Source organism: Bradyrhizobium sp. Ken64, assembly GCF_055807555.1.
In genome coordinates this window covers 97,029-115,723 of the sequence record NZ_JBVVPA010000017.1, presented here as the reverse complement: position 1 = coordinate 115,723, position 18,695 = coordinate 97,029, and the positions used below count along the sequence as shown (strand labels likewise).

Below are 18,695 nucleotides of genomic sequence, written 5' to 3'. Positions count from 1 at the left end.
AGCGCTTGTCTTGAGCGCGCAACCTCGCCCTCTCACTTCGCTTCGGCCGATTTTTCGGGTACGTCCTTGCTTACGCTGGCCGCAAGCGCCTCCACGCGCTTGAGCCTTTCCTGGCTCTGACCAAGGCGGTCCTGATATGCCAAATCGCCGGCACGGCGTTGCGCGAGCTTCTCTCGAACAGCCACCTCTTTGCGATATTGCTCGATCACCTTGTCCAGGGGCAGATTTTGCGGCAACGCTTTGTCCTGTTCCACCGCGCCAGCCTTCGCGTAGATCCTCGCGAGGTTGTCCAGGATCCTCATGTTCCGCGGATCCTCTTCGTTGAGCGCGATCAACAACTGGACGGCGCGGGCGTATTCCTGCAGCGCCAGGTCGGGGTTTTTCTGCGCCCTGTAGAGCGCCGCGCGATCCTCATATGAGGATGCGAGATTGGAGCGAAGAATCTTGTCGCTGGAATAGGCCCGGAACAGAAGCTCCTCCCGGTCGATGGCATCCGAGTAGCTCCGCAATGCGCCCTCGACGTCGCCGGAATCCCTGAGCACACGGCCGATCTTGATCTGGGTGGCGGCCGCCTGGAGCTTCCATTCCATCCGCGAGGCGCCCTGGATCATGCCTGCATATTCCAAGGCTTCCTTGAATTTTGAGATCGCGCCAGGAAAGTCCTTTTTGACTTGAAGCGCCTCGCCGGTCTTGTTGAGCGCAAACGCGAGCTCAAATCGTTGCGGCGCCAGATGATCGACGCCCTCCTCGTTGAGGCTCGTTGGGTTCGAGACGTCAGTGTCGAGCAACTTGGCAGCGATGCGCTCGCTTTCCTGATATTCGGCGAAGGCCAAGGCGATTGGCCCTTGATTGCGCCCGACCACCACCCCAGTGCCATCAAAGACGACGGAATCTTCGAGCTCGATGTCGCCGACTCGGAAGAGCGCACCGTAACGCAAGCGTAGCCACGCCTTGTCGTCTGGATTTTTGTTCAGATAGTCTTTCGTGGTGTCCGCCGCCTTCTTGGCGTCCCTCCTGGCAGCATCCTTGTCATCAAGCGCGACGTTCAAATCGGAGGAGGTCAGCAGCCAGGACGTCTTGAGCTGCGCGACTTGCGCGGTATTCGGCAGATCGTCGAAACGATCGTACAGACCTTTCACGATGTCGCGATATTTTGTCGCCGACTCGAGCGATGTCTGACCGCCGTTGAAGGAATCCAGAACAGCGCTCGAGAGGTCTCTGGTCGACCGCGCGACGTCCTTGAAGGTCTCGCTTGCCCGATACAATGCGGTGGTCCCTACAGCCAACAAGATCAGCGCCACCCCGACGCCGGCGTAGGTCGCGTTTCTTAGTTTTCGGCTTCGGCCACTCGCAGCGTAAGAGGCACGCACGAGCCGCTCGACCTCGTCGTATCCTCCTCCGTATCGCGCGGCCCAGGCCGCATTGGGATGCCATTTGTCCCACCAGTCCCAGTAGCGCCGCGCCTGGTCATCGGACAGTCGGGATTCATTGAGGCTCTGGGGATCGACACAGGAATGAAGGAAGCGATATCGCTCGCCGTCCCGCTGTTCCTGCCGCAGCCAGCCAAACTCGCGCTTGTCGCCGCGTTCGCCGGTGGCATCAGGGTCGCCCGAGACGCGCGTCCATCGGCGCAGCAGCGCTTCGTGACCGACGTCGATGATGGTTTCATCTGGCAATTTGGCGGTTGGTGCTGAAGACAAGGATGGAACCAGGAACGAGCATTCGTCCGCTCGAAACTGGTCGAGCGCGGCGTAAATATCGTCGCGGGCTGCGCCGGTCTCTGCGATCAATTGCTCGAGCGAACGCGCTCGTCGCACTGCCCGCCCTTCGCCGTCGATTTCGGCAAGCGCACGGAAAACCTGCTCGACGATCTTTTCTCGACCCGGCAAGGCGGAGAAAATCTCCTCCGCATGGCCGGAGATGGCGCCGGAAAGTCCGCCGATGTCCTTGTAATCCAGCTCGGTCAGATGCCGGGTGGGTGGCTCGGAACCGATGCTACCGTCGGCAGCTTCGCCCGCGACCGCGCCGGCCCGCATCCAGAGCCGCGCCAGGCAATGTTGAAGGATCGGCAGTTGATCGAGCTCTTCGCTGCTGTCGTTGAGCAGCCGTTCCACCAATTCGGATGAGATGGTGGCGCCCGACAGTTCGATGGGCCCGCGGATCGCTTCCTCGCGCTGATCGCGTGAGAGCGACGGTACGAGAAACTGCGCTGACGACACGGCTTCGGGCAGCCCCTGAAAGCGCGCGCAATCGCCAATAAAGTCAGAGCGCATGGTGATAACGACGCGTATCCGGCTGTCGTGACTTCGGGTCGCAGCGAGCAGGAGCTGAATGAAATTGATCGCCTCTTCCCGCCGCCGGGACATCTCGAGGCGTGAGGTGGTCTGCGCACCCGCCGACATGTAGCGGAACAGTTCCTCGAACTGATCTACCAGAACGACGAGCTGCGTATCCGGGTCTGCGGCTACGTATGGCAGCGCGTCCGACAGGCCGTGACTGGAAGCGAACAACATCGCGGCGATGCGATCGCGCCGTGCCGCGAAGAATTCGTCGTTGTCGCCAAGTACCTTGGCAAGCGCGATGGCCAACCGGTTGATGGGAGCCCGTCCCGGCCTCATCGCCGCATATCGCCATGCCTTCCGAGCCGATTCCTCGTTCTCCTGCTCGAGAAGCGGCAGCAGCCCGGCACGTACGATCGAGGACTTGCCACTTCCCGAACTGCCGACCACGGCAACGAAATGGTTTGTCCGAAGCAACCGATACAGGGCGAAGGTCTGGTCTTCGCGCCCGAAGAAATACTTGTGATCGCGCTTGGCGAAGGGTCTCAGGCCCGGAAAAGGTGCTGTCGTTCCGGTCTTCTTCGGAGCTGCGGCGGCTGGTTCACTCATGGGCGCGCGATTCGGCGTTCGCATTGAAAATACTCTTCAGCGCCTCGATGCTGGGCTTCTCGGTCTGGGTCCAGTTCAGGACGAGATCGATTTCCTTCGAAGGAAAGAGATGACGGAGCAGCTTCTCGTCCTTGCGGACGTGCGGTGGCGGCCCCGCGATCAGGCCTCGGCACGCGAATTTTTCGTTACGGCCGAGCGTCTGCCAGCTCCGGAGCTCCTTGGATTGCGCTCTCGCCCACATCTCCGAAGCTTTGGCCCAGCACATGACCACCGCGGTGCATTCGGATAGACGATCGCGATGAAACTGCCGCCGCTCGATATCACTCGTATTGTAATATGCCGGCATGACATAGCTGATCTCGTGCTCTTCGAGCAACGTGGCCACCTCGGCTGCATACTCGGTGTCGGACTCGTCGTGACATAGATAGATGTGACCAAACTCGGTCGGTGGAAAAATCGGCCCGTCGTCCATCTTCCCGAGATGCTCCTTCACGAAGTCGATGAAGGGACTGAGGCTTACTCCTTCGGTGCGATCACTGGTCCGTTGAGCACTAAAGCTCTTGAGAGTATCGATCGGGTCGCGCTCGGTTGCCTGACCTGACGGGTCTTCGAAGCTCTTCGGCGCCCAGATCAGGCGATGGAAAGCAGCCTTGTCGTCGGCGCCCGTTGCGGGAATTCGTTCCGCAGCTTTATTGAGCTGAAGCTTTGCGATGTGCTCGAGGTCCGTCGGTGCCGGGCCGGCACTTCGTCCCAGCAAGTGGATCGATGCTCTCGCGTCCTTCAGCTCGCGATCGATGAAGTCAATCGCGCCAGCGTCGAGGGGGATGTCGTCAGCGACCGCCGGAACGACGTGGAAGCCATCACGCACCAGTTCCCGATGCACGCGCAAGTATTGATCACGCATGTCAGGAGCGGGCTTCGCCAGGTAGACCTTCGCGCCGCGGGGCGGGGGTGGCGGCGGCGGCGGCGGCGGATCCCCTTTGTCTTCATATTTGGCGCGTTTGATAAGGATCTGCGCGAGATCCTCGGCCACCGTATAGAATTCCTCGCTGACCCGCCCAAGCCTGTGGGAAGGTCCAGACTTCGAAAAGAACTGAAAGCCGCGCTGCTCTGGCAACAGCGAGGGCCATCGCTCCTTCGGTACATGGCTCTTGTGCGCCAGGATGATGCGATGCTTGAACTCAAAGTCGCTCTCGTGCTGCCAGAGTTCGCGAAACAGTTGCAGCTCCAATTGGCAATATTCGCTCGCGAGCCAATGCTCGGAAAGCACGATGACGAGGAACGACGAAGCCTCGATGGCGGCGCGGATCGCGGGACGGAATTGGGTCCCGTCATCGATATTGTCGCGATCCCACCAGAGCGAAGGACTGGGCCTCGCATCGTTGAAATGCCACTCAATCTGTCCGGCCAGGGCCGATACGAAAGGCTGCTTGTCCGGATGCTCACCCGGCGGCAGCCGGTTGTCATTCCATGCATATGACATAAAAAATTGGACGCGATTTTCAGTCATGCCATCTAATCTCCGCTAATCTCCGCGGTAACCCGCAGGCGGCCGGCGTCGATCAGGCTAACCGCGGAGCTACCACAACGTCAAGCTGTACTCGCAGCCGAGCCGTAACCGGCCGGCGCAGGCACCTGGTAGGTCACACCGCCCGAGACTGGTGCAAAGCCTGCCGCACCCGCGCACTACCGCCGCGTGTTCGATTTCAGTTGCGCACCCAAACAACCGTCGCTTAACTGAGACGTAGGGCGCATATCTCCGGGAAAAACTTACTATGGTGGTTGCGAGACCGGTCCTCACTTTCGTTGTCGGCGTCACTGGTCATCGCTCTGCGCGCCTGAAACAGGAGCACGAGGCGCGCCTCGAAGATCAGCTCTCGGACGTCTTTCACAACATTGAGGACGAGTGCTGCAAGCAACTGGAACGGCAGCGAGATCTCTACGCTCCGACCAAGCCTCAAATGGTGCTGTTGTCGGGACTCGCCGATGGCACCGATGCGCTGGCGGTGCAGCAGTGCCCGCAAACCTGGTCGATCGCTGGTTTGCTGCCCTCCCCCCAGGACGAGTACGAGCGAGCGCTGAAGGCCACGGCCCCTGCAGGTCGCGGTGAGGAGGTGCTCGACGATTTCGCCGGGGCGCTGCGGCGCTGCAGCCGGGTTACGGTCCTGCCGCGACCGCGACTGGAGGACGACAAGGGATTGGTTCGCTCACGCGACCTCATGTTGCGCCAGATTGATGTGCTGGTAGCGGTTTGGGATGGAAGCGCGCGTGACGGACTTCCAGGCGGCACCGCCGATACTGTGGAGCACGCGGTCGAATCCGGTATCCCGGTAGTCTGGATCGCGGCCGATCGCCTGCAACGTCCGTGGGTCATCAGCCGCGTCAGCGATGTCACGCGAGACACGCCGATGGCGGACGCAACCTCCGGGCCCATCTCCGACCTGGTGCACCAGGCTTTCGCGATCAGCAGGAACTCCATTCGCGTGCCTGAACCCTGGCACATCAAGCATCACGCCTCCGACGCGGGGGGCAGGCTGAATGATTTCCTGATGGAATCGATTTCTCCTCCAGACGAGGAAGCGAAGCGGTCGTGGGATAGTTTTCTGTCGGAGGTCCCCGACGAGAATGGGTTCAGGTCGCGGCTTGCTGAAGTGTTGTTGCCGCGTTGTCTCGCGGCCGACACGCTGGCGCGCCAGTATGGCCGGCGCTACCGCGCGGCCTATGTATCTGCATATCTGCTGTCGTCACTGGCAGTCGCTGTCGCTCTGGCGAGTTTCCTGCTGCATGATGGTGGGCATGAAGGGATTCCCAGCGGAGAGATCTGGCTCGTTGGCACCGAGCTTCTGATCGTCGCCTCGATCGTTGCGGTCGTCTGGCGTGGACAGTTGCGACGCTGGCACGATCGCTGGCTCGACTATCGGGCCCTGGCCGAAATACTCCGACACCTGCGTTTTCTCAGCCTGTTCGGTCAGTATGAGAAGAGCTCCTATGTCGAGGCCGCTGCGCGACCGGGTGCCGACTGGTTGCTGTGGTACTTCCGCGCCACGATGCGCGAACTTGGCATGCCGTCGGGCACCCTGGGCCCGGAATATCAGCGCAAGATATTGAACGCGACCGTCTCCGCCGAGTTCGAGCCGCAGATCCGATATCATGCCGCAAACCTGAAGCTGCACAGGATGCGGGACCTAGGCCTGCACTGGGCGGGCAATGTCTGCTTCGGAGCAGCTCTTGTCATTCTTTGCCTATTCCTGGGCGCGCTGTTCCTCGCAGACCACTTTCCGCCGCTGAAGAACGGCCTCGCCACGGTGGCTCGCTGGATCAGTGCAACGACCGCCTTTCTTCCCGCACTCGGCGCTGCGGTTGCCGGTATCCGTTTTACTGGTGAGTTCGAGGGAGCCGCCGAGCGATCGGCCAAGACCGGCGCGCAACTCGACTTGCTTCGCGATACCTACGATATCGCCCTGGAGCGGCTCGACTTCGACCTGAGCGCTGGCGTTCTGTTCGAGAACGCCCGCATCATGGCCGCCGACATCAGCGGCTGGACGTCGCTCTACAGCCGGAAGCCCTTGACGCTGCCGGGATAAGCCGCCGAGAAAAGCTCGGCAGGGACAGTTGCATACCGAGCCACGCGCATCAAAAAAAGCCCGGCCAAACGGCCGGGCTTTTGATTGGTTGCGATGAACGCGCGAGACGCTTACGCGGCCTCGTCGGCGACGGTGGCACCGCCCTCGGTCTCGTCGCTATCGCCCTCGGCGTCCGCATCGGCCTCGCCTTCGGCGGCTTCGGACTTGGCGCCGGTGCGGCGCGGGCTCTTGGCGAGCTGGGCCTCGATCTCCTTGACCGCTTCGGTCTCGGTCGAGTGCTGCACCACCGCGATCTCACGGGAGAGACGGTCGAGCGCAGCTTCATAGAGCTGGCGTTCGCTGTAGGACTGCTCGGGCTGCGACTCGGAGCGATAGAGATCACGCACGACTTCCGCGATCGCGACGATGTCGCCCGAATTGATCTTCGCTTCGTATTCCTGGGCGCGGCGCGACCACATGGTGCGCTTGACGCGGGCACGGCCCTTGAGGGTCTCGAGCGCACGCTTCACCAGAGCGGGCTCCGACAGCTTGCGCATGCCCACATTGGCAACCTTGGCGGTCGGCACGCGCAGCGTCATCTTGTCCTTGATGAAGTTGATGACGAACAGCTCGAGCTTCGCGCCGGCGATCTCCTGCTCCTCGATGGCCAGGATCTGGCCGACGCCGTGAGCGGGATAGACGACGAATTCGTTGGCCTTGAAGCCCTGACGCTGGGTCACGACCTTCTTTTCCTCGACCTTCGGCGCAGCAGCCGCGGGCTTCACGGCCGGCTTGGCGACAGCGACAGGAGCCTTGGCGGGAGCAGCAGCAACAGGAGCCTTCGGCGCGGCGGGCTTGGCAGCGGGAGCCTTGGCAGCGGGCGTCTTTGCAACAGCGGGCTTGGCGGCAGGCTTGGCGGCAACAGGCTTGGCAACGGTCGCTTTCGCGGCCGGCTTGGCAGTCTTGTTAGGCATTGCGCTTCTTTTGTTCTTCGAGGACTTTGCAGCCGGCGCCTTCGTCGCGGTCCGACCCTTGGATGCGCTACGGCTGGCCGCGGCGACTTTCTTGGCGTCCTTATGGGAAGCCTTCGCTGAAGTACTCTTTTTACGCGTTTTCTGTGACACAGCCTGCGCGCGGAAACTGCCACGCCCCTGTTCGACATTTGGTTTCACGGGAACCCAACGGGGCCGACGGGGCTAACCAGGGTTCGGCTCAATGTGCCCAATATAGCACATTTCCCGCAAAAATCAATGATTTAGGGGTCTTAAGGGCTGGTTTTCGGCGGTATCGCCGCTAATAGGGTTAAGTTTGGCCCGAATTAGTCGCCGGAGCCGGGGTTCGGCGAGAAATACTTGTCGAACTTGCCCTCCATGCCGTCGAAATCCTTGGCATCGGCAGGTGATTCTTTCTTCTGGGTGATGTTCGGCCAGCTCTTGGCGTAGTCGGCGTTGACCGTGAGCCACTTTTCCAGGCCCGGTTCCGTGTCCGGCTTGATGGCATCGGCGGGGCATTCCGGCTCGCACACGCCGCAATCGATGCACTCGTCAGGATGGATGACGAGCATGTTCTCGCCCTCGTAGAAACAGTCGACCGGGCAGACCTCGACGCAGTCGGTGTACTTGCACTTGATGCACGCTTCAGTGACGACGTAAGTCATCCAACGCTCCGAAAAGCTCTTTTAAAAGTCGCGGCTTGCGTAGCGCGGATGGCCCGGCGCCGCAAGCTCAGGAACGGCCGATCATGACGGCTTTATGCGCTTGATCGACCAAGAAATGAATTCAAAGCGCAATTAATTGCGCTGAGAATTCGGATGGCCTTCACTGAGCTCTTCGTAGAGCACACGGGCCGAGGCGGCATCGCCGCGGCGCTCGTTGAAGGCGGTGACTTTCAAGACGCGCACGGTGCGATCGAGCGCGATGGTGAGCACGTCGCCGATCTTGATCGCATGCCCCGGCGATTTCTCGCGTGCGCCGTTGACGCGAACATGGCCGGACTCGACAAGCTCGGCCGCGGAGGTGCGCGCCTTCACCACCCGCGCGTGCCACAGCCATTTGTCGATGCGCTGCCGCTCGGTCGTGACTCTATTCCTTCTGACGCGTTTTCTTCACGCCAACCGCTCCGCACTTCGCTTGAAAACGCTGCGCTACTCCTTACGCCCGGACAGCTGCTCTTTCAGCGCAGCGAGCTTGGCGAACGGCGAGTTCGGATCGACCGGACGATCGCGCTCGCGCGGGGTGGCGCTCGATGCATAGGGACGCAGCGAGGGTCCGCCCTGGCGGTCGCGGCCCTTGTCACGGTCGCGGCCGCGGTTGTCGCGGCCCTTGTCGCGATCGCCGCCGAACTTGCCCTTGTTGCGATCCTTGTTGTCGCGGTCCTTGTTGCCGCCATTCTTGCCCTCGAAGCGACGGTTCTTGTCCTCGGGACGCGGCGCGGCTTCGGCGCCACCTTCGCGCGGCTTGCGGAAGTCTCTGCCACCATCGCGACGATGACCGCCATGACGATGACGCTCACCGCGCTTCTCGCCGTCGGCGGCAGGCTGGGCTTCGCCTTCGGCGGGCGCGGCGCCTGCTTCAGCAGCCGCCTGCGGACGCGGCTGGTGATGACGCTGGTTGCGATGGCGCTCGTGGCGCGGCTTGCGATCGTCGTGACGGCCGGCGGGACGCCAGACCTCGATGAGCTCGGGCTCGGCCGGCGTGGCCGCGGCCTCCACAGGCGCAGCCACATCGGCCGACGCCGCGGCTTCGGTTGCAGCGGTCTCCGCAGATGCGGTCTCGGCAGGCGCGGTTTCGGCGGGAGCGGCTTCGGCAGCTTCAACGGTTGGCGCAGCCTCTTCCGCGGGTGGCGCAATGCCGGGAGCGTCTTCCGGCGTGACGGAAGCCTCAAGCACCGGCTCTTCAGGCGCGGGCTCGTCGTGCTGCTCCATGCCGGGCGCGTCTTCGACGGTCACAGGCTCGGCGGCGGCTTCGATCACGGCATCCGCAGGCGCTGCGGCGTCCTCGACCGGCGTTTCTGCCGGAGCTTCAGTGCTTGCTTCCGCAGCCGGCGTTTCCGCAACAACCGGCTTTGCCGGCAGCGGCGGGCGCTTGTCCATGCGATAGCCGAGCGCACGCAGCACTGAGGCAAAGTCTTCGCCGGCCGAACCGGTGAGCGAGGTCATCGCCTGCGTCACCACGAAGCTGCGGCCGTCGAATGCACCGGCGGGCTTTTCGCCGGACGCATTCTCGCGCCAGGCCAGCGCCGGACGGATCAGATCGGCCAGGCGCTCCAGGATGTCGACGCGGACGGCGCGCTCGCCGGCCTGCTTGTAGCCGAGCACGCGATAGGCATCGCGCGGCAGCTGCTTGTCGACGGGGAACGAGGTGCGGCCGGAGCTCGCCAGATGCTGCGCGCCCGACAACGCCGAGGGATCGACATTGTCCTGCTTCAGCGCCCAGAGCAGCGCGGCCAGCGCACGCCCGGCCGGCTTGAGCAGGCCGGGGAAATAGAGGTGATAGGCGCCGAAGCGGACGCCGTATTTGCGCAAGGTCGCGCGCGAGGGCTGGTCGAGGTCCTTCAGCTCGTTGGCGATCTTCGGGCGCTCCAGCACGCCGAGCGCCTCGACGAGCTGATAGGCGATGCCGCGGGCGATGCCGGTGACGTCCTCGGCCTTGCTGAGCTCGAACAGCGGCCCGAGCAGCTTTTCGATATGCGTCTTGAGCCAGAGGTCGAGCCGGGCCTGCACCTTGTCGCGGGGGGCGCCCGTGAGGCGTTCGTCGGAGATGATGCGGATGCGCGGATGCAGCGCGTCCTCTGCGGCAGACAGCCGCGCCACGGCGTCGCCGGTCCAGCGGATGATGCCTTCCGAGGTCAGCACGAACTGCTCGTCCGGTGCGTTGCCCAGTTTTTCGGCGCGCGCGTTGATCTCGCCGGCGAGCACGGCCTGCGCTGCAGCCTGCAACGCTTTCGCATCGGAGCCGGCTTCCGCCGCATCCGGTGCAAAGGTGAAGCCATCGAGACGGCCGATGACATGGCCTTCGACGATGACTTCGCCGGTCTTGCCGATTTCCGTATTCAAGCTCGTGTTCTCCCGCAGGCGGCGCATCAATACACTGGTCCGGCGATCAACGAAACGCTCAGTCAAGCGTTCATGGAGCGCATCCGATAATTTATTTTCGACCTCGCGGGCGATCCCCTGCCAGCGTTCCGGGTCTTTCAGCCAGTCGGGGCGGTTGGCGACGAAGGTCCAGGTGCGAATCTGCGCGATCCGGGCCGACAGCGTGTCGATATCGCCGTCGACGCGGTCGGCCTGGTCGATCTGGGTCCTGAACCAGGCGTCGGGGATGCATCCCTTCCGCATCAGGAAGCCGTAGAGCGTCGTCACCAGCTCGGCATGGGCGGCCGGCGACAGCTTTCGATAATCCGGGATCTGGCAGGCCTCCCACAGCCGTTCCACGGCGTCCTTGCCATGTGCGACATCGCGCACCTCGGCGTCGCGGGCGGCGTGGTCGAGCACGCGCATGTCCTCGGCAATCGGCGCGCGCGTCAGCGCCTCATGGCCGGGGGCCAGGTTCAGCGAGACCTGGAGCGCGCCGAGGGAAGCAAAATCCAGCTTCGAATTGCGCCATTGCAAAACCTTCACGGGGTCGAAGGTGTGGTTCTGCAGCGCATTGACGAGCTCGGGCTCGAACGGCGCGCAGCGGCCGGTGGTACCGAAGGTGCCGTTGCGGGTGGCGCGGCCGGCGCGGCCGGCGATCTGGGCGAATTCGGACGGCGTCAGGCGGCGGAACTGGTAGCCGTCGAACTTGCGGTCGGAGGCAAAGGCGACGTGGTCGACGTCGAGATTGAGGCCCATGCCGACGGCATCGGTGGCGACGAGGTAGTCGACCTCGCCGTTCTGGAACATCGCGACCTGCGCGTTGCGGGTGCGCGGCGACAGCGAGCCCAGCACCACGGCGGCGCCGCCATGCTGGCGGCGGATCAGCTCGGCGATGGCGTAGACCTCGTCGGCCGAGAAGGCGACAATCGCCGTGCGGCGCGGCTGCCGCGTGATCTTGCGGTCGCCGGCGAATTCCAGCTGCGACAAACGCGGCCGCGTGATCATGGAGACGCCGGGCAGCAGCCGCTCGATGATCGGCCGCATGGTCGCTGCGCCCAGCAGCAGCGTCTCGTCGCGGCCGCGGCGGTTGAGGATGCGGTCGGTGAAGACGTGGCCGCGTTCCAGATCAGATGCGATCTGCACCTCGTCGACGGCGAGGAACGAGACGTCGAGATCGCGCGGCATCGCCTCGACGGTCGAGACCCAGTAGCGCGGCGCTTTCGGCTTGATCTTCTCCTCGCCGGTCACGAGCGCGACGGCATCGGGGCCGACCCTTGCTGCGATCTTGTTGTAGACCTCGCGCGCCAGCAGGCGCAGCGGCAGCCCGATCATGCCGGAGGGATGCGCGAGCATCCGCTCGATGGCGAGATGGGTCTTGCCGGTGTTGGTGGGACCAAGCACCGCAGTGACGCCGGCGCCGGGAAGCCGCTCGGAAGCGAAGGGGGAGGAGGAAAAAGGCATCTGGGGGATTAGGTAATGGCGATTGGGGCGAATGTCAGTGCTGTTTTGGGGCGGTGGCGCGAAGGGCTCGCCTCACACACCGCTGTCATCGCCCGGCTCGACCGGGCGATCCAGTATTCCAGAGGCGGCGCAGATCAGACCGAGAGGGCGCGGCGTACTGGATGCCCCGGTCAAGCCGGGGCATGACGGCGGAGAATGCGGCGCCCCTCCCCGAACCTCGCGCAACTGTCTCACTTTGCGACGCTTTTCCCGTTGGCTTTAAGCTTCGGAACGAGTTGAGAACGAATCACGGCCGAATCGCTGACTCCCCCTTGAGTCCTGTTCCGTTCACGCAAGATGTCGCGGGAGGCTTATCAGTTCGCACTAGATGGAGTTTTGGCCCGCCGCACAAGCGACGTTTCGATGGCGAAATCGTTAAAGCTGGGGACGGCGCGGAGTCGAATCAGAATCGGGGAGGAGTCAAATGGATTCCCGCACCCCGACCCCCCTCCAAAACAAAAAGTGCGAAAACAACCCCATGCACAGTAGGGATGTTGTTGAAATCATTGATATTTATTTTTGCCCAGAAGGCAGGACCGTAGCCCGTATGGAGCGGAGCGGAATACGGGGGCCAAAGCAAAGAACCCGGATTGCGCTTCGCTTCCGCCTTCGCTCTTCGAGCTACGGCGGACAAGCCATCCGGGCTACGGCAGCGAGGCGGCGCCCCTACTGCGTCTTCGCGACCTTGGGCGGCTGGGCGCTGGTGATGAAGCTCGTCGCTTCCAGCATGGCCGGCCCGAGCGGGGTCGGCACTTTCAGCCAGAACGGCACCAGGATGCGCGTTCCCGCGATCGGCGCGAACGCGACCTCGATGTTGCGCTGGGCGGCGAGATATTTGATCACGGGACGGTCGGGGATGTAGCCGGCGATGGGGACGAAATAGAGCGAGCAGACCACGACCTGGCCGTGATAGCCCTTCTCCGCCTTGACGTTTTCCATGCGCTTGAAATCGAGCTTGAGCTCGTAGCGCATGCGGCCGTCGAACACGGCGGCGCTGCCGTGGCAGGCGTCCGCCGACAGCACGTCGCCGCTGCCGGAGACGCGCACCAGCGAGGCCGTCATCGGATCCCAGACGCCGCGGCGATGCGCGTCGGTGACGACGATGCGGTCGGGATCGACCGGCGGCTCCGGCAGGATGGCAAAATCCTTCACATTGCCCTTGTCGAGCGTGATGCGGATCTCTTCGGTCTTCTTCGAGGTGGTGGTGGTGGCCTGGTAGCCGGTCGCGACCAGCGCGCCGTTGACCACGCGGCCCTGCGAGGCGCCGGTGCCGGACCCGCCCGCGAACGATTTCAGCAGCCCCGAGGTGCCGCCGGAGGCCGCGGCCGCGAACACATCGTCCTGGATGTCGATGTTCCAGGCGCCTCGGCCTACCGGAATGCCCGCCAGCGTCGCCTCGTATTGCGCCTCGAGCTTGCCCTGCGCCGCCGCGGGCTCCGCCGCCCACGCCAAGACCAGCCCGCCAAGGGCCGCCATGACCCAGCGGCCGGCAGGGCGCGGATCGCTCGCGCGCAGCTCCGTTGAGCACAGGCCGGGCGCAAGATGAGGCGTTGTGAGCACGAAACAATCCAATCGGGGCGCGAACGGTTGTTACTTAAGCCAAAAACCGCGCCAAGCAATGCGTCCGGGCCTATCCGCGTCCGGAACTCCACTGCACTCTTCGGGCGCGAATACGCCCTTTATGTGATGGTAAGGCGCGATAATCATTGCCGTTTTGGTGATCGGGGCGGGTCAGAAGCGCGCACCTCACCCCGCCACCTCCACCGCCGTCATGCCCCGCTGTCATGCCCCGCGAAGGCGGGGCATCCAGTACGCCGCGGCCCCTCGACTCTAGCCGCGCTTTCTCGGAGTACTGGATCGCCCGCCTTCGCGGGCGATGACACCGCTTTATGCCGCTCGAGATCCCGGTTTCGCGCTCGCGCGCGCCCCGGGACGACGGGCCAAAAACGGCCCGTCGCCTTGACGTCCCGCCGCTTCCCCCCTATACGTCCGCCCGCTCCCTGCAAGGACAGAGAATTTGCCCGTGGCGCCCCGAATGGCGGCCGCACATCGTTGGGAAAGATTGAGGATTTTGCCATGTCTCGCCGCTGCGAATTGACGGCCAAGGGCCCCCAGGTCGGCCACACGGTCAGCCACTCCAACATCAAGACCAAGCGCCGCTTCCTGCCGAACCTGGTCAACGTGACCTTCATCAGCGAAGCGCTGGGCCGCAACGTGCGCCTGCGCGTCTCCACCAACGCGATCAAGAGTGTCGACCACAATGGCGGCCTCGATCCCTTCCTGCTCAAGGCCAAGGCCGCCGTGCTATCGCCCCGCGCCCTCGAGCTGAAGCGCGCCATCCAGAAGAAGGTCGGCCCGACGCCGGCGCCGGAGAAGAAGGCGAGCTAAGGGTTTTCGGATTGGCCGGAGGCTTGCGTCGCGAGGCGTAGGCTTAGCCAAGTAGAGGTTTGCGTGACGGCCGGATCGGAAGATCCGGCCGTCTTTGTTTTGAGGGCGAGGCATGAGAACTAACGCAGGAGCACCCCTTGGTCGAGAAGGTCATCAAGAAAGGAGCCCCGCGAGATCTCAGCCTTGGTGCTAGCTCCCAGGACAAGCTGCCAAACGACGCGCCGAGCTAATGAACGAGCTAGTAACCGCTGCTGAGTTGAGATTGGTCCCATCGTTCGTCCATGGACAAAAGCACTCCTGATATTGAACAGGGTCTTGTATTCCTTTGCAGCATTTCGATCGCCTAATAAGCCAGCCACCCGGAAACTCATTTTATCAGTGGCCTTGATCCGCTTTTGGTGAGTTGGAGCGGCCGCTCCTCTGTAGTCTGAACTCAAACCCAAGGCGGCTTCAATGGCCATCATGTGCGCCAGCACCTCGTCGATGCCTTCAGACAAAAATGCTCGAACGAAAAAATGTATCACCGGCCCTTCGAAGAGTGGAGACTGGCGAGCAGTTTGAAGCATCGCCCACCGCGAGTCGTCCCAAAGCGGCAACTCAGATTGAACACGATCATCCAACTGAAATTCGAGCGGATGCTCTACTTCTTCCCAACCGCCCTTTCCATCTTCGTAAGAATGAGTGTCCCACGATAAGGTCTCCGGAACGGGTGGAGGGGACAAGTTAGCGAATAAATCTGTGTTGACGCTATAGACCCACGGTATCTTAAAGCCTCTCCAATCGACCTCGTGCATCTCCGACCAGGATTCCCAAGGCGCTAACAGCAAAAAAAAGATGGCGTTCTCTACTGCATCGGGAAAACGCCCTTCGTGAGGATCTATCCTGCCCAAGTCCTTGTCGATGGGAGCAAATAGCTGCGGAACAGCTCGCTTCTCGGGAGCCGCATCAAATTGCAGCGCCTCATCTATCGCCAGCCAGGAAAACTCGGCGAAACGCTTTGCGTCGAAAAATCCGCTTGGGAACCTTCGCTGGAGCCGCGCCGCATCAACTAATGCTTCGAGTTCTTGAGCATCAAATCGATCAACTCGCGCAGATCCAAAACGCATTCTCGGCAAGTTAGGCGCCAAGTCTAACGGCACGAAGTAAATGCGGCGTCCTAACCTTGCTCGGAAGCCATCATCTAAACGAAACGTGGCTTCTTCGACCGACAATGACAAACTCGCTCTGCCGCTCGGCATGCTGCAAGGCAATCCAAGAGACCTCAACGCGTACGACAGTGCGAAGCCAGGAGTCAGCGTGCCCGCAGCGTAGCTAGTGCTGCATGCCTCACGTAATCTAATGAACTCTGGAGCGGAGAGAAGATTGTTCGGCCCGGGAGGGCTAAGCCGCCAAACGTCGGCCATCGCTTTCACCACCGCCTCAGGAATCTCGGCTAGCCTTTCAGCGGGCATACGAAGCGCGACCTTCAAGTTCGTCTATGGTTTGGCGAGATTCTCCAAAGCCTCGGCCTCGGCGGAGGTCAGACGAACGAGAACTTGAGGCGGGTGGAAGCGGGCTCGAACTTTTCTCAATTGCTCAAGGGACACCGGACGAACTCGTCTTGCCGCAGCCAGGAGAATGGCGATGCCTTCGGTAGTGCCGGCGAAATATTCTGTGAAGGAATCGTAATCCACGCCTGTCCCGGCCCTATGCTTCTGCCATATTGTTCGAGGATGAGCACGGCTTACATCTGCTATGGTCGCGACACCGACAACTGCAGCCGTTGGACGGGTTGCGTAAATCCACAAGCGAGCGCCTTTGTCAAGCGACGGAATTCGGCGCCTTAATTCAATTGTTTTAGTCCCGTCGAGGATCGCCGTTGCATATCCCGGATGGATCGAAATGATTGCATCGACAGCATCAGTCACTTGACCATCCGAGATCCAATATCTTCGCTAGCAGAGTGCTCGGTAAAGCCGTCGTTGTTTGTAGATTAGCCGAGCCTACCGCTCCGATTTCTCGGAGAGCCTCAAGTTTTACAAGATTCGGGAATCGAAGCAAATTATCGAAGGACGTCACTAGGATGTCGCTCGACGTCGTCAGCGGATCCAGGTCCTCAACTACAGCTCGCTTCAAGAACTCGCTTGGTACCTGTTCTTTGGGCACAACTGTCGTATCCACAATTCGAGCCGCAGCCACAACTGCTGCTCGTCCTCCGGTTCGCTTAGACTCATAGAATAGGATCGGCGATCCAGGGCGCATCAGGTACGACGTTCTTGGACTATTGAAGTATGTGCGAAGCCCGAGGAACGCAGCCGATGGCCTTCCGAATAGAGCAAACTGATCCGCTGTACCTAGCAGATCGTCAGCGAACGCCTTTGCGATTGGCACAATTACTGCGCTACGGTCGGACCACGCAATTATCGTGGGACCGAGAGCAGCTTCCAGCGCAAGCATTTTCACTGCTAGAAACGTTCCATCTGGGGCCTGAATCTGTACAGAATCTGCGCCGTGCGCAGGGACGTCTGGAAGCGACAAACCTGTTCTACGTCTCATCTGCCGCGCTAGAGACGACCATGAGGTTGGCGTAAGCGGACGACCGAGCGCGACTTTGATCAGGATGTCCGGATCTGAGGCAGGCAAGAATCCTCTCAGTTTTGCGGCTTGATTAACTGCAGTCTGGCCCGCAATTCTCCGCAATTCGATAGTCACTGGCCCGGCATGACTTGCCTCTCGTATCAGTTCGTCCAACAGATGTTCAGCAAAGGTCTCACACAAGATGTGATCTGACCGCACGTGCACGAGCATTTTGGCGGCGGCATCTAGGGTATGGGGAGCCAAATACAGACCAATCCCAACGATCTCCGCATTTTCAAGAGCCGCCCGCGCTCTTATCTGTCCGACTGTCGATCTGGTTGGCAGAAGTAAATCGACGAGCCGTCCACTTACCGCTTGAGCAGCCAGATACGCTCGAACTTCGTCGACCGCAGCGGTTCTACTTTCGCATTGCGTTCCCTGCAATTGGCCTCGTTCAAAGCTCACATCTTCAGCGTGGAGCAACTCAACAAACTCGTCTAAACTGGCGATATCAATACCGACAAGCTCAAGGAGCGACTCTCGCGCATTGAGCAGATGGCTATCGCTCGTAATGTACCCCGACGCCCGGGCCAGCGCGGCCTCTGCCAAATGACGTGAGTCACTTATTGCCTGCTTGGTGTTCGCTTGCGAAATGCCCTTTTCTTCGAACACCTTTTTATGGATGCTTGCGGCTATTCGATCCACGTCAGCCTTCGGTGCTGATGGAATGCGAGGTAATTGGCGCGCAAGTTGAAGGGTGCTATCGAGCGCATCACCATGCGAGGTACGTTCCAATTCTACAATGAATTCTGGTGCTACCGCGAGCCGCACGCGATGCGCTAAAGCAGCGCCAAAGAGTCGATTGGCAATGCCCGAACGGGTACGCTGCTTAAGGAGATCGAATAGCACGTTGAGATCGATTGCATACAGCGGCGCTTCAAAAGCGCTGGGCGACCGAAGCCTAAGGTCTGGCGCTAGTTCGTCCCGGGCGGAAGGCGGAGCCATCAACGTGAACAGACTTGCTGTATCCAGTTCCTTGGAACGCAACACTATGGTACGCTGTCGCGCAGCTCCCCCGTCGCGAACGCGACGCGCTATAAATCCTCGCTTCTCATAGAACGATTGCGCCGCGCTCAAGTCCGACGCAACGGCAGCCGTCACATTCAAATACCCTCGACTTTCGAGGTGTGACACGAGCGCATTGATCAGGGCCGATCCAAGTCCGCTCCGTCGATGAGACGTAGAAACTGCGACCTGCTGAACTCGCGCGTTAGGGAATACGCCGCTGAACAAGATGAAGCCTGCGATCTCGACCGCATCAGCCCCCCTCGCAAACATACAAAATAGCCGCCGTTGCATAATCGCGTCACGGTAGGCCGCTTCAGGTAAAAATCCGAGGGCCTCTTTCTCGCGATCAGCCAAGGAGCGAATGTTTGACACGTGCTCCAGCAAGATTACTGGATCAGTTTCCAAGCGATATACAAAGGTTTCCATCAAAAAACGAGATCGCGCTGTTTCGAAAGATACAATCTTGGACGGCAATCAAATGGTGGCTTAGATCAAACCTAGCAAAGTCTATCGAATAGCGACCCGCCTCAATATTGCACATTCGTCTAAAACGTGTCTCGTGAATTATCACAACCACTTGGGCCATAAGTCAAACGAAGACTGACGTCCGAAATGGAATCCGCTACAGCATTCCGACGTTCCGGCGCTTTAGCGGCT

The 18,695-nt window shown here is 61.4% G+C and carries 12 protein-coding genes; 2 read left to right on the top strand and 10 right to left on the bottom strand.

Annotation, left to right across the window (positions count from 1 at the left end):
- Positions 1-32 precede the first annotated feature (32 nt).
- Together AC0L2F_RS25740 and AC0L2F_RS25735 are read right to left on the bottom strand one after the other, a co-directional pair.
- A complete protein-coding gene (locus tag AC0L2F_RS25740; protein WP_473250302.1) occupies positions 33-2,888 on the bottom strand; it encodes a tetratricopeptide repeat protein in 2,856 nt (951 codons plus the stop codon).
- A complete protein-coding gene (locus AC0L2F_RS25735; RefSeq protein WP_473250301.1) occupies positions 2,881-4,398 on the bottom strand; it encodes a toll/interleukin-1 receptor domain-containing protein in 1,518 nt (505 codons plus the stop codon). Before AC0L2F_RS25735 ends, AC0L2F_RS25740 begins: the two co-directional genes overlap by 8 nt.
- Before the next feature lie 265 nt (positions 4,399-4,663).
- Between AC0L2F_RS25735 and AC0L2F_RS25730 the strand changes: the two genes are divergently transcribed.
- Positions 4,664-6,472 (top strand): DUF4231 domain-containing protein, encoded by a 1,809-nt coding sequence (locus AC0L2F_RS25730; protein ID WP_473250300.1) that lies wholly within the window; start codon positions 4,664-4,666, stop codon positions 6,470-6,472.
- Positions 6,473-6,582: 110 nt separating this feature from the next.
- On the opposite strand, the gene AC0L2F_RS25725 is transcribed toward AC0L2F_RS25730, so the two are convergent.
- The 5 genes from AC0L2F_RS25725 to AC0L2F_RS25705 all read right to left on the bottom strand — a co-directional run bounded on the left by AC0L2F_RS25725 (position 6,583) and on the right by AC0L2F_RS25705 (position 13,502).
- On the bottom strand, positions 6,583-7,425 hold the full coding sequence (locus AC0L2F_RS25725) for a CarD family transcriptional regulator (RefSeq protein WP_084777287.1): 843 nt from the start codon (positions 7,423-7,425) through the stop codon (positions 6,583-6,585).
- A gap of 344 nt (positions 7,426-7,769) precedes the next feature.
- A complete protein-coding gene (gene fdxA, locus AC0L2F_RS25720; RefSeq protein ID WP_275172752.1) occupies positions 7,770-8,108 on the bottom strand; it encodes a ferredoxin FdxA in 339 nt (112 codons plus the stop codon).
- 132 nt (positions 8,109-8,240) lie between these two features.
- Positions 8,241-8,510 carry an RNA-binding S4 domain-containing protein gene (locus AC0L2F_RS25715; RefSeq protein WP_473250336.1) on the bottom strand — a complete coding sequence of 90 codons (270 nt, stop codon included), beginning with the start codon at positions 8,508-8,510 and terminating at the stop codon, positions 8,241-8,243.
- A gap of 84 nt (positions 8,511-8,594) precedes the next feature.
- A complete protein-coding gene (locus tag AC0L2F_RS25710; protein ID WP_473250299.1) occupies positions 8,595-11,987 on the bottom strand; it encodes a helicase-related protein in 3,393 nt (1,130 codons plus the stop codon).
- A 705-nt stretch (positions 11,988-12,692) separates the two neighbouring features.
- Positions 12,693-13,502 (bottom strand): DUF3108 domain-containing protein, encoded by an 810-nt coding sequence (locus tag AC0L2F_RS25705; protein WP_473250335.1) that lies wholly within the window; start codon positions 13,500-13,502, stop codon positions 12,693-12,695.
- A 600-nt stretch (positions 13,503-14,102) separates the two neighbouring features.
- Between AC0L2F_RS25705 and rpmB the strand changes: the two genes are divergently transcribed.
- On the top strand, positions 14,103-14,414 hold the full coding sequence (gene rpmB, locus AC0L2F_RS25700; protein ID WP_026232426.1) for a 50S ribosomal protein L28: 312 nt from the start codon (positions 14,103-14,105) through the stop codon (positions 14,412-14,414).
- Between the two features lie 119 nt (positions 14,415-14,533).
- On the opposite strand, the gene AC0L2F_RS25695 is transcribed toward rpmB, so the two are convergent.
- The 3 genes from AC0L2F_RS25695 to AC0L2F_RS25685 form a co-directional block, all read right to left on the bottom strand.
- Entirely contained in the window at positions 14,534-15,625 is a 1,092-nt protein-coding gene (locus AC0L2F_RS25695; RefSeq protein WP_473250298.1) for a hypothetical protein, read from the bottom strand.
- A 264-nt stretch (positions 15,626-15,889) separates the two neighbouring features.
- On the bottom strand, positions 15,890-16,321 hold the full coding sequence (locus tag AC0L2F_RS25690) for an ASCH domain-containing protein (protein ID WP_473250297.1): 432 nt from the start codon (positions 16,319-16,321) through the stop codon (positions 15,890-15,892).
- Positions 16,314-18,464 (bottom strand): GNAT family N-acetyltransferase, encoded by a 2,151-nt coding sequence (locus tag AC0L2F_RS25685; protein WP_473250296.1) that lies wholly within the window; start codon positions 18,462-18,464, stop codon positions 16,314-16,316. The genes AC0L2F_RS25690 and AC0L2F_RS25685 overlap by 8 nt, the downstream gene beginning before the upstream one ends.
- Positions 18,465-18,695: the final 231 nt, after the last annotated feature.

Coding starts and splice junctions, on each gene's coding strand:
- fdxA (WP_275172752.1), bottom strand. CDS start 8,108: ATGACTTACGTCGTCACTGAAGCGTGCATCAAGTGCAAGTACACCGAC.
- AC0L2F_RS25710 (WP_473250299.1), bottom strand. CDS start 11,987: ATGCCTTTTTCCTCCTCCCCCTTCGCTTCCGAGCGGCTTCCCGGCGCC.
- AC0L2F_RS25705 (WP_473250335.1), bottom strand. CDS start 13,502: ATGGCGGCCCTTGGCGGGCTGGTCTTGGCGTGGGCGGCGGAGCCCGCG.
- AC0L2F_RS25725 (WP_084777287.1), bottom strand. CDS start 7,425: ATGCCTAACAAGACTGCCAAGCCGGCCGCGAAAGCGACCGTTGCCAAG.
- AC0L2F_RS25735 (WP_473250301.1), bottom strand. CDS start 4,398: ATGACTGAAAATCGCGTCCAATTTTTTATGTCATATGCATGGAATGAC.
- rpmB (WP_026232426.1), top strand. CDS start 14,103: ATGTCTCGCCGCTGCGAATTGACGGCCAAGGGCCCCCAGGTCGGCCAC.
- AC0L2F_RS25730 (WP_473250300.1), top strand. CDS start 4,664: ATGGTGGTTGCGAGACCGGTCCTCACTTTCGTTGTCGGCGTCACTGGT.
- AC0L2F_RS25740 (WP_473250302.1), bottom strand. CDS start 2,888: ATGAGTGAACCAGCCGCCGCAGCTCCGAAGAAGACCGGAACGACAGCA.
- AC0L2F_RS25685 (WP_473250296.1), bottom strand. CDS start 18,464: ATGGAAACCTTTGTATATCGCTTGGAAACTGATCCAGTAATCTTGCTG.